At 76.0% G+C, this 13,505-nt stretch carries 13 protein-coding genes; 11 read left to right on the top strand and 2 right to left on the bottom strand.

Going from position 1 to position 13,505, the window contains the following annotated elements:
- The first annotated feature begins 217 nt into the window (after positions 1-217).
- From rplM to QNH85_RS16885, 6 genes are all read left to right on the top strand, one after another.
- On the top strand, positions 218-664 hold the full coding sequence (gene rplM, locus QNH85_RS16860; RefSeq protein WP_213281413.1) for a 50S ribosomal protein L13: 447 nt from the start codon (positions 218-220) through the stop codon (positions 662-664).
- 40 nt (positions 665-704) lie between these two features.
- Positions 705-1,193 carry a 30S ribosomal protein S9 gene (rpsI, locus tag QNH85_RS16865; RefSeq protein ID WP_213281400.1) on the top strand — a complete coding sequence of 163 codons (489 nt, stop codon included), beginning with the start codon at positions 705-707 and terminating at the stop codon, positions 1,191-1,193.
- Between the two features lie 173 nt (positions 1,194-1,366).
- Positions 1,367-2,716: a phosphoglucosamine mutase gene (glmM, locus tag QNH85_RS16870; protein ID WP_213281401.1), complete on the top strand. Its 1,350-nt coding sequence runs from the start codon at positions 1,367-1,369 to the stop codon at positions 2,714-2,716.
- 19 nt (positions 2,717-2,735) lie between these two features.
- On the top strand, positions 2,736-3,434 hold the full coding sequence (locus QNH85_RS16875; RefSeq protein WP_282948267.1) for a peptide deformylase: 699 nt from the start codon (positions 2,736-2,738) through the stop codon (positions 3,432-3,434).
- A gap of 380 nt (positions 3,435-3,814) precedes the next feature.
- Positions 3,815-4,915, top strand: a complete 1,101-nt coding sequence (locus tag QNH85_RS16880; RefSeq protein ID WP_282948269.1) for a DedA family protein — start codon at positions 3,815-3,817, stop codon at positions 4,913-4,915.
- A 24-nt stretch (positions 4,916-4,939) separates the two neighbouring features.
- Positions 4,940-5,602, top strand: a complete 663-nt coding sequence (locus QNH85_RS16885; RefSeq protein WP_282948271.1) for a hypothetical protein — start codon at positions 4,940-4,942, stop codon at positions 5,600-5,602.
- A gap of 25 nt (positions 5,603-5,627) precedes the next feature.
- Here the strand turns inward: QNH85_RS16885 and coaA are convergent, their stop codons facing one another.
- Positions 5,628-6,590 (bottom strand): type I pantothenate kinase, encoded by a 963-nt coding sequence (gene coaA / locus QNH85_RS16890; protein WP_282948273.1) that lies wholly within the window; start codon positions 6,588-6,590, stop codon positions 5,628-5,630.
- Positions 6,591-6,687: 97 nt separating this feature from the next.
- Here coaA and glmS point away from each other — a divergent pair, with 97 nt between their 5' ends.
- Both glmS and QNH85_RS16900 read left to right on the top strand, forming a co-directional pair.
- Entirely contained in the window at positions 6,688-8,544 is a 1,857-nt protein-coding gene (gene glmS / locus QNH85_RS16895) for a glutamine--fructose-6-phosphate transaminase (isomerizing) (protein WP_282948275.1), read from the top strand.
- 7 nt (positions 8,545-8,551) lie between these two features.
- A complete protein-coding gene (locus QNH85_RS16900; RefSeq protein ID WP_282948276.1) occupies positions 8,552-8,905 on the top strand; it encodes a holo-ACP synthase in 354 nt (117 codons plus the stop codon).
- A 33-nt stretch (positions 8,906-8,938) separates the two neighbouring features.
- Here the strand turns inward: QNH85_RS16900 and QNH85_RS16905 are convergent, their stop codons facing one another.
- Entirely contained in the window at positions 8,939-9,925 is a 987-nt protein-coding gene (locus QNH85_RS16905; protein ID WP_213281407.1) for an LLM class F420-dependent oxidoreductase, read from the bottom strand.
- 62 nt (positions 9,926-9,987) lie between these two features.
- Here QNH85_RS16905 and QNH85_RS16910 point away from each other — a divergent pair, with 62 nt between their 5' ends.
- The 3 genes from QNH85_RS16910 to tsaE all read left to right on the top strand — a co-directional run.
- The gene (locus tag QNH85_RS16910; protein ID WP_346016336.1) at positions 9,988-11,742 is read left to right on the top strand and encodes a bifunctional ADP-dependent NAD(P)H-hydrate dehydratase/NAD(P)H-hydrate epimerase; all 1,755 of its coding nucleotides are present in this window, start codon (positions 9,988-9,990) and stop codon (positions 11,740-11,742) included.
- Complete coding sequence (alr, locus tag QNH85_RS16915; protein ID WP_282948279.1) at positions 11,739-12,938, top strand: alanine racemase; 1,200 nt, start codon at positions 11,739-11,741, stop codon at positions 12,936-12,938. Before QNH85_RS16910 ends, alr begins: the two co-directional genes overlap by 4 nt.
- 59 nt (positions 12,939-12,997) lie before the next feature.
- A partial coding sequence (gene tsaE, locus QNH85_RS16920) for a tRNA (adenosine(37)-N6)-threonylcarbamoyltransferase complex ATPase subunit type 1 TsaE (protein WP_282948283.1) occupies positions 12,998-13,505 on the top strand: 508 nt, incomplete at its 3' end.

Raw genomic sequence — 13,505 nt, forward strand, 5'->3', positions numbered from 1 at the left:
CGCGCGTGACCGACGTCGCACGGGTCCCCATCCGGCCGCTTTGACCGGGCGCGGTGGCGGCGGCTACCCTGGTGAGTCGTTGTGCGTTGAGTCCGTGTCGATCGGTGCGTTCCCATTCACCGGTCCATGGACGACGCACCGACGGTACTCATCGGCTGACCCCGGCTTCTACGGGATTGCCGTGGACACAGTCAGAGACAACGAGAAGGCAACGACCGTGCGCACGTACACCCCGAAGCCCGGCGACGTCCAGCGGACCTGGTACGTCATCGACGCGACCGACGTCGTCCTGGGCCGCCTGGCCACTCACGTGGCGACCCTGCTGCGCGGGAAGCACAAGGCGACCTTCGCCCCGCACGTCGACGGCGGTGACTTCGTCATCGTCATCAACGCGGAGAAGATCGCGCTGACCGGCAACAAGCGGGAGACCAAGCTCGCCTACCGTCACTCGGGCTACCCGGGCGGCCTGCGGGCGACCACGTACACCGACCTCCTCGAGAAGCACCCTGAGCGTGCGATCGAGAAGGCCGTGCGTGGCATGCTCCCGAAGACCTCCCTGGCCCGCCAGCAGCTCTCCAAGCTGAAGGTCTACGCGGGTGCCGAGCACCCGCACGCCGCCCAGCAGCCGAAGCCCTTCGAGATCACCCAGGTCGCGCAGGGCTGACGCCCGCGAGGACACCGAGACAGGACGCGAGGACACATCAGTGGCCGAGACCACGGTCGACATCGACCTTGAGGGCGGCGAGACGCCCAGCAGCTACACCTCCGAGAGCAGCGCCCCCGCGGGCCGCGGGCAGAGCCTGACGGCTCCCGGCCAGGCCCTGGGCCGCCGCAAGGAGGCCATCGCCCGCGTGCGCCTGGTGCCCGGCACCGGCCAGTGGAAGATCAACGGCCGCACCCTCGAGGAGTACTTCCCGAACAAGGTGCACCAGCAGCTCGTGAACGACCCGCTGAAGCTGGTCGACGTCGAGGGTCGCTTCGACGTCATCGCCCGCATCAACGGTGGCGGCGTCTCCGGCCAGGCCGGTGCGCTGCGCCTGGGCATCGCCCGCGCGCTGAACGCGATCGACGAGGAGCACAACCGTGCGACCCTCAAGAAGGCCGGCTTCCTGACCCGCGACCCCCGCGTCGTGGAGCGCAAGAAGGCCGGTCTCAAGAAGGCCCGCAAGGCCCCGCAGTACTCGAAGCGCTGATCCACCGATCAGCAACCGCGGCCGATGGCCCCGAGGGTCCGACCCTCGGGGCCATCGGCCGTTCCGGTGCCCGCCGCCGGGCGACCGGCACGACAGCGAACCGGGGCCGCGACGCCGCGCGCCCTGGCACGATGCAGGGGGTCGCGGACGCGGCCCACGACGAAGGGGTCCTCATGGGACGACTGTTCGGCACCGACGGGGTGCGGGGCCTGGCCAACCGGGACGTCACCGCGGAGGTCGCGCTCGACCTGTCCGTCGCGGCGGCGCACGTGCTCGGGCAGCGCGGCGAGTTCGCCGGGCACCGTCCGCGGGCCGTGGTGGGCCGGGACCCCCGCGCGTCGGGCGAGTTCCTGTCCGCCGCCGTGGCCGCCGGCCTGGCGAGCGCGGGCGTGGACGTGCTGAACGTCGGCGTGCTGCCGACGCCCGCCGTCGCGCACCTCACGGCCGCGCTGGACGTCGACCTCGGCGTCGTGCTGTCCGCGTCGCACAACCCCATGCCGGACAACGGCATCAAGTTCCTGGCGCGCGGCGGCCACAAGCTCGACGACGAGCTCGAGGACGCCATCGAGCAGCGGCTCCGGGAGGACTGGTCCCGCCCGGTCGGCGCCGACGTCGGGCGGATCCGCTCGGACACGGGCCGCGCCGGCGAGCAGTACGTCGAGCACCTGGTGTCGACCATCGGGCACGACCTGGCCGGCCTCCGCGTCGCGGTCGACTGCGCGAACGGCGCGGCCAGCGAGGTCGGCCCGCTCGCGCTGCGCGAGGCGGGCGCGGACGTCGTCGTCATCAACGCGTCGCCCGACGGCCGGAACATCAACGAGAACTGCGGCTCCACCCACCCCGAGCAGCTGCAGGCGGCGGTCGTCGCGTCGGGTGCGGACCTGGGCGTGGCGTTCGACGGCGACGCCGACCGCTGCCTCGCGGTCGACCACACCGGCGCGCTGGTGGACGGCGACCAGATCATGGGCGTCCTGGCCCTGGACCTGCGCGAGCGCGGGATCCTCGCGCACGACACGCTCGTCGTCACGGTGATGAGCAACCTCGGGCTGCGCCTCGCGATGCAGGCCGCCGGCGTCCGCACCGTCGAGACCGGCGTCGGCGACCGGTACGTGCTGGAGGCCATGCGCGCGCACGGCTACAACCTGGGCGGCGAGCAGTCGGGGCACGTGATCCTCGCGGACCACGCCACCACCGGCGACGGCACGCTGACGGCCCTGCAGCTCGCGTCGCGGGTGGCGGCCACCGGCCAGAAGCTCAGCGAGCTGGCCGCCGTGGTCCGCCGCCTGCCGCAGACGCTGGTCAACGTCCCGGGCGTCGACAAGGCGCGCGCGGGCACCGACGAGCACGTGTCCGCCGCCGTGGGCGCCGCGCAGGCCGCGCTGGGGTCGACCGGCCGGGTGCTGCTGCGCTCCTCGGGCACCGAGCCGCTGGTCCGGGTCATGGTCGAGGCCGCGACGCAGGACGACGCCGACCGCGTGGCGGCGCAGCTCGCCGACGTGGTCCGCGACCGCCTGGCGCTCTGAGCCGGTGGACGACGCGACGGTGAGCCCGGCGGCCGGCTCGGCCCCGGAGGCGCGCTGGCCCGCGGCGGTCGTGCGGGAGCACGTGCTGCGGCTGCTCGACGCCGCCGCGGCAGACCCCTCCGGGACGGTGCCGATCGTGCAGGCCGGCCACCCCGCCCTGCGGATGCGGGCGGTGCCGTTCGACGGCCAGGTCGACGCCGACGAGCTCGCCCGGCTGGTGGCCCTCCTGCGCGCGACGATGCACGCCGCGCCGGGCGTCGGGCTCGCCGCCCCGCAGGTCGGCCTGCCGCTGGCGCTCGCCGTCGTCGCCGACCCGGGGGCCGGTGAGACGGAGACCGGCGTGGTCCGGGAGCGGCCCGCGCTGCCGTTCCGCGTGCTGGTGAACCCGCGTTACGAGCCGGTCCCGGGCGAGCAGCCCGAGCGCGTCGCGTTCTACGAGGGGTGCCTCAGCGTCGTCGGCTACCAGGCGGTCGTCCCGCGCCTGCGCCGGCTGCGGCTCACCGGCGCCGACGAGTCGGGCACGCCGCTCGACGAGGTGCTGCAGGGCTGGCCGGCCCGCATCGTGCAGCACGAGACCGACCACCTGGACGGCACGCTGTACCTCGACCGCGCGCACCTGCGCTCGCTGTCGGCGACCGACGAGATCGGGGCGCACTGGGCGACGGAGCCCCGCCCCGCCGAGGCCGCGCGGATGCTCGGCTTCCCGCTCGGCGACTGACGCAGCCGGCCGCCGCGCCGGCCACGGGACGGTCACCGGACGGCCACGCGATCGTCGCCGGACCGCCGCCCGACCGACCCCTGACCGCCCGGGAAACTCCGTGACCCGTGTCGGTGGTGCGTGGTGCACTGGGGTCACGGGTCGAGGCAGCGGCCCGCTCGCGGACCACGCTGCGAGGACCAGGGGTGTCCGTCGCAGGGGGGACCCGCGTGCGGCCGATGTCGACCCCGGGGGCGATGCCCGGCCGCGAGGGCGCCGGGCACGATGGGGGGAGGACCAGGGGGGACTCGGGGGTGTCCCCCATGTCGCGGCCCGCGGAGCCCACCTAGCGTGGACGGCGAGGCCTCCACCGCCGAGAGGCCACCACGACCCAGGAGCTGATGACCGTGCTGCAGGACTGGATCAGCGCCATCGAGGACTGGGTCCCGATGCTGGCCGAGTCGCTCTGGGTGTACCCGGCGCTCATGCTGTTCGCGACGATCGACGGCTTCTTCCCCCCGATCCCCAGCGAGTCCGTGGTCATCGGCCTCGCGTCGCTCTCGGTGTCCCACGGGGAGCCGAACCTCGGCCTCATCGCCCTCGCCGGCGCGATCGGGGCGTTCACGGGCGACCAGATCGCCTACATGATCGGCTCCCGCGTGGACGTGCACGCCCTGCGCCTGTTCCGCACCCCCCGGGGCCGCAGGGCGCTGGCGTGGGCGGAGCACGCGCTGGCGCACCGCGGGTCGTCGTTCATCCTCGCGGCGCGGTACATCCCGGTCGGGCGGGTCGCGGTCAACATGACGGCCGGCGCGCTCGGGTACCCGCGCAAGCGGTTCGTCGGGCTGACCGCGCTCGCGGCGGTGACGTGGGCGCTCTACGGCACGGTGGTCGGCGCCGGGGCGGGCCTGTGGCTCGAGAACCACCCCGTGATCGCCGTCGTCGCCGGGGTGGTCGTCGGCACCGCGGCCGGCATCGCCATCGACTGGGTGCTGCGCCGCTGGACGCGGTTCGGCCGCACCAGGGCGCCCGAGGCCGGCGCCGGCGAGCCCGGGCAGGCCGAGCGGTCCGAGCAGGTCGACGCCGACGAGGACGGGGCCGCGCGAGCGGGCACCCCGGCCGCCGCACCGGCCCGCGCGGAGGGGGCACCGGCACCCCGGGTCGGAGCGCCCGCGCGGGGCGGGCTGCCGGTCCCGGGCGGGCGCCCCGTGGCGGGAGGGCGCCCCGTCCCCCGGGGGGCGCGCCCGGGCCCGGCGGGGTGCGGGCCGGGGCGGTCCCCGGCGCGGGCAAGGCCGCCGCCTGACGTCGGGCGCGCCCGGCGTCACGCCCCGCGTCACGTCCCGGGTCACGGCCCGGCAACGATCCGCCGTCGCTCGCTAACGATCCGGTCTCTGCGGGGCCCCTCGTCCGGCGGCCCGCCTACGCTCGACCCGGGCCACGACGGAGTCGCCCCTGACGACGCCAGGTGCGGGCCACGCCCCGCCTGGCGTCCCGGGACGTGAGGGCGACGAGGGGCGGGCAGCAGCATGGCAGCACCGCACCGCCGCGCGCCCTCCCGGCCCCGCACCGCGGCCGCGCGGCTCGTCGGCGGGACCGCCGCCCTCCTCGTGGCGGGGGGCGCGCTCGCCGGCTGCTCCGTGGGCGCCGACCCGTCCGCCGCGGCCGACGCCGGCTCGCGTGCGGGCGCCCGGACCGCCCTCCCGACCGGCGCCGACTGCCTGGCGCCGCAGGTGCTGACCGCGCTGGGCTTCGACGGCGACGCGTACGCGGGCGCCACGGCGCACCCCGACGCCCCCGCGGCCGACGCCCTCCCGGTGGACTTCACCGCCGTGTCCGCGGTGCTGTGCAGCACCGGGGAGACGCTCACCGACGGCGCCGGCCGATGGGCCGCGGTGACCGCGCGCCGCCTGGAGGGGGACGTCGCTCCGCTGGTCGACGCGCTCTCCGCGGGCACGACCCCGGCGGCGTCGTCGTCCGCCCGGGCCTGCGCCGAGGGCGCGCCGCGGTCCGACCTGTGGCTCGTCGACGCGCTGGGCGCCGCGGTGCGGGTCGCGCTGCCGGCGGACGGGTGCGGGCCGCTGCCCGACGCCGTCGCGGACGGGCTCGCGGCGCTCGAGGCCGTGGACGTCGAGCACTACCCGGTGGAGCTGGTCGACGCCCGCGCGACGGCCTCGCCGACGGCCGGCTGAGCGGTCCCGCCCGCGCGCCCGCGGCTCAGAGCTTGCGCAGCCGCACCCGGCGCACCGAGTGGTCGGTCCCCTTGGTCAGCACCAGCGTGGCGCGGCTGCGCGTCGGCAGGATGTTCCGCACCAGGTTCGGGGCGTTGATCGCGTCCCAGATGCTCCCGGCGCGCGCCGTCGCCTCGTCGTCCGTGAGGGCGGCGTACCGGTGGAAGTAGGACTCCGGCTTCGCGAAGGCCGTGGACCGCAGCGACAGGAACCGGTCGACGTACCACTGCCGGACGTCCTGGGTGCGCGCGTCGACGTAGATCGAGAAGTCGAAGAAGTCGCTCACCGCGAGGTTCGACGTGCTGGAGGTCCCCGCCGCGGACGGCGCCGGCTGCAGCACGTTCAGGCCCTCGACGATGAGCACGTCGGGCTTGCGGACCACGACCTCCGCGCCCGGGACGATGTCGTAGGTGACGTGGTCGTAGACCGGCGCGCGGACCTCGGCGTGCCCGGCCTTCACGCGCGAGACGAACTGCAGCAGGGCCCGCCGGTCGTAGGACTCGGGGAAGCCCTTGCGGTCCATGAGCCCGCGGCGCTCGAGCTCGGCGTTCGGGTAGAGGAAGCCGTCGGTGGTCATGAGCGCGACGTTGGGGGTGGCGGGCCAGCGGGCCATCAGCTCGCGCAGCAGGCGCGCGGTCGTGGACTTGCCGACCGCGACCGACCCGGCGACGCCGATGACGAACGGGGTGCGGGGCGTGTCCTCCCGCAGGAACGTCGACGCCGCCGCGTGCAGCCGGCGGGTCGCCGTCACGTGCAGGTCGAGCAGGCGCGACAGCGGCCGGTAGATCGCGTCGACCTCCGCGAGGTCGATCGGGTCGCCGAGACCGCGGAGCCGGGTGACGTCCTCGTCGGTCAGCGGGAGCGGCGTCGACTCCGAGAGCCGGACCCAGGCCTCCCGGTCGAGCTCCACGTACGGCGAGGGCTGGACGGGGACCTCGGTGGCGCGCACCCGACGATTCTGCCCGATCAGCGCGGCCGCGCCCGTCCGACGTGCGCCGCGTCACGGCGCGGCCGCCCGGCCGGTCCCCGCGGCTAGACTCGCGCCCATGTGTGGAATCGTCGGGTATGTCGGTGACCATCAGCCGGACGGGCAGCCGCTCGGGGTCGTGATGGAGGGCCTGCGCCGCCTGGAGTACCGCGGGTACGACTCGGCCGGCGTCGCCCTGGTGACCGGTGCGGGCGGCCTGGCGACCGCGAAGAAGGCCGGCAAGCTCGCGAACCTGACCGCGCTGCTCGACGCCGAGCCGCTGCCCGGGGCGACCGCGGGCATCGGGCACACCCGCTGGGCCACGCACGGCGGCCCGACCGACGTGAACGCGCACCCGCACGTCGCCGACGGCGTGGCGCTGATCCACAACGGGATCGTCGAGAACTTCGCCGTCCTGAAGGAGGAGCTCGTCGCCGACGGCGCCGTGCTGCTCTCGGAGACCGACACGGAGGTCGTCGCGCACCTGGTCGCCCGCGCCTACGCCGAGGTCAAGGACCTGGGCGAGGCGATGCGGCAGGTCGTGCGCCGCCTGCACGGGACGTTCACCCTGCTGGCCGTGCACGAGGACCACCCGGACACCGTGGTCGGCGCGCGGCACGACTCGCCGCTGGTCGTCGGGCTGGGCGACGGCGCGAACTACCTCGGGTCGGACGTCGCGGCGTTCATCGCGGAGACCCGCCGGGCCCTGGAGCTCGCGCAGGACCAGGTCGTGGTCATCACGCCCCGCTCGGTGACCGTCACGGACTTCGACGGCAACCCCGCCGAGGGCCGCGAGTACACGATCGACTGGGACGCCGCGGCCGCCGAGAAGGGCGGGTTCCGCTCCTTCATGGAGAAGGAGATCGCGGACCAGCCGCAGGCCGTGCAGGACACCCTGCTGGGCCGCACCGACACCCACGGGCGGCTCGTGCTGGACGACATGAAGATCGACGAGTCCGTGCTGCGCGCGGCCGACAAGATCATCGTCATCGCCTGCGGCACGGCCGCCTACTCGGGCCACGTCGCCAAGTACGCGATCGAGCACTGGTGCCGCATCCCGGTCGAGGTCGAGCTCGCGCACGAGTTCCGGTACCGCGACCCGATCCTCACCGAGCGGACCCTGGTCGTCGCGATCTCGCAGTCCGGCGAGACGATGGACACGCTCATGGCGGTGCGGCACGCCCGCGAGCAGGGCGCCAAGGTCCTGGCGATCTGCAACACCCACGGGTCGACCATCCCGCGCGAGTCCGACGCCGTGCTCTACACGCACGCCGGGCCGGAGGTCGCGGTCGCCTCGACCAAGGCGTTCCTCGCCCAGATCACCGCGGCGTACCTGCTGGGCCTGTACCTGGCGCAGCTGCGGGGCAACAAGTTCGCCGACGAGATCGCCGAGATCCTCGAGGACCTGCGGGCGATGCCCGGCAAGATCCAGGAGGTCCTGGACCGGGCCGGCCGCGTGCGCGAGATCGCCCGGTGGATGGCCGACACCTCCTCGGTGCTGTTCCTGGGCCGGCACGTCGGGTTCCCCGTGGCACTGGAGGGCGCCCTCAAGCTCAAGGAGATCGCGTACATCCACGCCGAGGGCTTCGCGGCCGGCGAGCTCAAGCACGGGCCCATCGCGCTGATCGAGCCCGGGCAGCCGGTGTTCGTCGTCGTGCCGAGCCCGCGCGGCCGGGACTCGCTGCACTCCAAGGTCGTCTCCAACATCCAGGAGATCCGGGCCCGCGGCGCCCGCACCCTGGTGATCGCGGAGGACGGCGACGAGGCGGTGCGCGCGTACGCGGACGAGGTGTTCTACGTGCCGCAGAGCCCGACGCTGCTCGCGCCGCTGCTGTCCGTCGTGCCGCTGCAGATCTTCGCGTGCGAGCTCGCGACGGCCCGCGGCCTCGACGTGGACCAGCCGCGGAACCTCGCGAAGTCCGTCACCGTCGAGTGACCGCCCGGTGATCGTCGGCGTCGGGATCGACGTGGTCGACGTGGCGCGGTTCATGGCGACGGTCGAGCGGGTGCCCGCCCTGCGCGAGCGCCTGTTCACGCCGGACGAGCGCGACCTGCCCCCGTCGTCGCTGGCCGCGCGGTTCGCCGCGAAGGAGGCGATCGCCAAGGCGCTGGGCGCGCCCGCGGGCATGTCCTGGCAGGACGCCACGGTGCGCCGCGTGCGCGGGGAGCAGCCGGTGGTCGAGGTGATCGGGACCGTCGCCGCCCGCGCCGCCGAGCTCGGCGTGACGCGCTTCCACCTGTCGCTGTCGCACGACGCGGGCATCGCGTCGGCGATGGTCGTCGCCGAGGCGGGCTGACGGCTCGAGCGCCCGCCCCGGCGACGACGCGCGTCAGCGCAGCGCGGGGACGACCTCGCGCTCGAACAGCTCGATGCCGGAGCGGTCGTACGCGGCCTCCGCGAAGTACGTGATCGCGTAGGTCATGCCCAGTCCCTGGAGGTGCGTGAGCTTCTCCACGAGCTGCTCCGGGGTGCCGACCAGCGTGCCGTGGCGGAACTCCTCGGCGACCTCGGGCGCCTTCTCCGGGACCGTGCGGGCGTAGTGCTCCTCGACCCAGGCGATGCGGTCGTCGACCTCCGCCTCGGTCTCGCCGATCACGACGTTGTAGTTGGCGGAGCGCGTGATCTCGCCGAAGTCCCGGCCGATGTCGGCGCAGTGGCCGCGCAGCACCTCGGACTTGTGGGCGAAGCCCTCGGGCGTGCCGTCGAAGTTCGTGTACTGCGCGTGCTCCGCGGCGATCCGCAGCGTCTTGCGCTCGCCGCCGCCGGCGATCCACAGCGGCGGGCCGTCGACCTGCAGCGGGAGCGGCGCGAGCTGGGCGCCGTCGACCTGGTAGTGCTGCCCGTCCAGCGTCGCGACGCCGTTGGTCCACAGCTGCTTCATGATCTGCACGCCCTCGTCGAGCATGGCGATCCGCTCGCCGGCCCGGGGGAAGCCGTAGCCGTAGGCGCGCCACTCGTGCTCGTACCACCCGGCGCCGATGCCCATCTGCACGCGCCCGCCGGAGATGACGTCCGCGGTGGTGGCGACCTTCGCCAGGTACGCGGGGTTCCGGTAGGCCATGCAGGTGCACATCTGCCCGAGCTTCACGCGGCTCGTCGTGGCGGCGTAGGCGTTCATGAGGCTCCAGGCCTCGTGCGTCGCCTCGCCGTTCGGCTGCGGCACGGCGTGGAAGTGGTCGTACACCCAGATCGAGTCGTACGCGTCGCCGGCGTCGGCGTGCTGGGCCAGGGAGCTCATGACGGCCCAGTGCTCGGCCGGCTCGATGCCGGTGAGGTCCTGCCGCCAGCCCTGCGGGATGAAGAGTCCGAATCGCATGGGCAGAACGTAACCGCCGTCACGGCCGAGCGCCGCACGGCGCTCTCGGCCAGGATGGGCCCATGATCCTGGGGTACACGGCGGACGAGGTGCGGGCCGCCGAGCAGCCGCTGCTCGCGCGCGGGGTCCCGCTCATGCAGCAGGCGGCGCGGGGCCTGGCGACGCGGGTCGCGGCCGAGCTCGCCGAGCGGCGCGGACGAGTGCGGGGGGCGAGCGTCGTGGCGCTCGTCGGCGCGGGGAACAACGGGGGCGACGCGCTGCACGCGGGCGCCGTCCTCGCCCGGCGCGGCGTGCAGGTGCTCGCGGTGTGCACGACCGGCGCCCCGCACGCCGAGGGCCTGGCGGCGCTGCGCCGTGCGGGCGGCCGGGCCGTGCGGGCGGTGGACCCCGGCGAGTCCGGCCCGTCCGGGCTGCCGGAGGGCGACGACCCGGGACTGGCGCCGGTGTGGCTCGGCGACGCCGTCGCGGAGGCGTACGCGGCGGACGTGGTGCTCGACGGGCTGCTGGGGATCGGCGGCCGGGGGGTGCCGCGCGGGGTGGCCGGGCTGCTCGCCGGGCTGCTGACGGACCTGCTGGCCGGGGAGGAGGTCGCCGGCTCGGCGGCCGCGACGCCGGACCGGCCGCTCGTCGTGGCGGTGGACGTGCCGAGCGGCACCGGCGTCGACGACGGCGCCCTCCCCGAGGGGCCGGTGCTGCCGGCCGGGCTCACCGTGACGTTCGGCGGCGCGAAGCCCGGGCTGCTGCTGCCGCCGGCGTCCCGCCGCGCCGGGCGGGTCGAGGTGGTCGACCTCGGCCTGCCGCTGCCCCAACGCCCGGCCGTCGCGCGGCTCGAGGCGGCGGACGTGGCCGCGCTGTGGCCGGTGCCCGGCCCGGAGGACCACAAGTACAGCCGCGGGGTGCTCGGCGTCGTCGCCGGGACGCCGGCCTACCCGGGCGCCGCGGTGCTCACCGTGTCGGCCGCCGTGCTCGCGGGCGTCGGCATGGTGCGGTACGTCGGCCCGGCCGAGGTCGCCGGTCCCGTGCTCGCCGCCCGGCCGGAGGTCGTCGCGGGGAAGGGCCGCGTCCAGGCGTGGCTGCTCGGCCCCGGCGTCGACCCGGGCCACGCCAAGCAGGCCAAGCGGGTGCGGCGCGGGATCGACGAGGCGCTCGGCACCGGCCTGCCCGCGGTGCTCGACGCGGGGGCGCTCGCGGTCGCCCCGCGGGACCTCGCCCCCTGGTGCGTGCTGACACCCCACGCCGGGGAGCTCGCGACCCTGCTCGGCCGCCTCGGGGAGCCGGTCGAGCGGGCCGGCGTCGAGGCCGAGCCGCTGCGCTGGGCACGCCGCGCCCACGAGCTCACCGGGGCCACCGTGCTGCTCAAGGGCAGCACCACCGTCGTCGTGGGCGCCGGCGGCGCCGTCTACGCCCAGGCCGACGCGCCCGGGTGGCTCGCGACGGCCGGCTCCGGGGACGTGCTGGCCGGCGTGCTCGGGGCCCTGCCCTTCCCGGCGCCCGGGCCGCCGAGGTGGTGGAGAACCCGCCGCTCGCCGCCGCGCTCGCGGCCGCCGCGGCGCTCGTGCGCGGGCGCGCCGCGGGGGTCGCGGTGCCCGGGGGGCCCGTGTCGGCGCTCGCGCTGGCGCACGCGCTGCCGGCGACCGTCGCGGACCTCCTGCGCGGCTGAGGCGCCCGGGCGCACCGGCCGGGTGGAACGTCACGACCGACGCGCCGGCGGCGTGTCCGTCCGAACCTTCCACTCTGGGCGGTGGCCGGGGTGGCCGGGGTGGCCGGGGTGCCGGTGCGCGGTGCACCCGGGCGGCGGTGGGAGACTGGGGGAGTGAGCGAGTTTCCCGCGCGGGCGGTCGTGGACCTCGGCGCCGTGCGTGCGAACGCGCGGGCGCTGGGCGACCTCGCACCCTCGTCGCAGGTGATGGCCGTCGTGAAGGCCGACGCGTACGGGCACGGGCTGCTCCCGGTGGCCCGGGCGGCCGTCGAGGGCGGGGCGACCTGGCTCGGCGTCGCGCAGGTGTCCGAGGCGCTGCGCCTGCGGGCCGGCGGGGTCACGGCCCGCGTGCTGACGTGGCTGTACGCGCCGGGCGCGCCGCTGGCGCAGGCCGTGGCCGCCGACGTCGACCTGTCGGTGGCGGCGCCGTGGGCCCTGCAGGAGGTGGCCGCGGCCGCCCGGGCGACGGGCCGGACCGCGCGGATCCACGTCAAGGTCGACACCGGCCTGGGCCGCAACGGGATGACGCCCGCCGAGCTGCCCGCGGTGCTGGACGAGGCGCTGCGGCTGGAGGCGGAGGGCGCCGTCCGGCTGGTGGGCATCTGGTCGCACCTGGCGTTCGCCGACGAGCCGGGCCACCCGTCGCTGCACCGCCAGGGCGACGTCCTGCGCCGCGCGGCCGCCGACGCGGAGACCCGGGGTGCCCGGTTCGAGGTCCGGCACATCGCGGCCTCGGCCTCCACGCTCACCGACCCGGAGCTCCACCTCGACCTGGTGCGCCCCGGCATCGCGCTGTACGGGCTCACGCCGGTGCCGCAGCTCGGGGGCCCGGAGCGGTTCGGGCTGGTGCCGGCCATGACGGTCGAGGCGGAGCTCGCCACGGTGAAGGAGCTGCCCGCCGGCCACGGGATGTCGTACGGGCACCACTATGTGACGCCGCGGGACACGCGGGTCGGCGTCGTGCCGCTCGGCTACGCGGACGGGGTGCCGCGGCACGCCTCCGGGGTCGACGGCGCGCCGGGCGCGCCGCTCGGGGTCGCCGGCCGGCGGCTCGCGATCGCCGGGCGGGTGTGCATGGACCAGGTCATGGTGGACCTGGGTCCCGGGGCGGCCGAGGTCGCGGGCGACCGCGTGGTGCTGTTCGGGAACGGTCAGGACGGCGGGCCGACCGCGCAGGACTGGGCGGACGCCGCGGGGACGATCAGCTACGAGATCGTCACCCGGCTCGGGGCGCGGGTGCCCCGGGTGTACGTGGACGGTGGGCACGAGGTGCCCGTGGGCGACGCCGTGCGCGTCGCGGAGGAGGTGTCGTGAGCGGGCAGGTCGGGCAGCAGCAGGCCGGGGAGCAGCGGGCGGGCGAGCAGGGGTCCGGGGTGGTCGCCGAGGTGACCGTCGAGCTCGCCGACGCGGACGCGACGCGGGCGTTCGGCACGGCGCTCGCGGGCCTGCTGCGCGCCGGCGACCTCGTGGTGCTCACGGGCGACCTCGGGGCGGGCAAGACGACCCTCACCCAGGGCATCGGCGCCGGCCTGCACGTGCGGGGCGCGGTGGCGTCCCCGACGTTCGTCATCGCCCGGGTGCACCCGCCGCTGCCCCGGCCGGACGGCGCCACCGGACCGACGCTCGTGCACGTCGACGCGTACCGGCTGGGCTCCCTCGACGAGGTCGACGCCCTGGACCTCGACGCCTCCCTGGACGAGGCCGTCACCGTCGTCGAGTGGGGCGAGGGGCTCGTGGAGTCGCTCGCCGACGACCGCCTGGAGGTCGCGCTGCGGCGCCCGCGCGGGGCCGGGGCGGACCTCGACGGCGACGCCGACGCCGCCGCCGGCGTGCGCACCGTGACCGTCCGGGCCCGCGGCGACCGCTGGCGCGGCGTCGCGC

It is taken from the genome of Cellulomonas endometrii, from assembly GCF_949769265.1.
Lineage (GTDB): Bacteria > Actinomycetota > Actinomycetes > Actinomycetales > Cellulomonadaceae > Cellulomonas > Cellulomonas endometrii.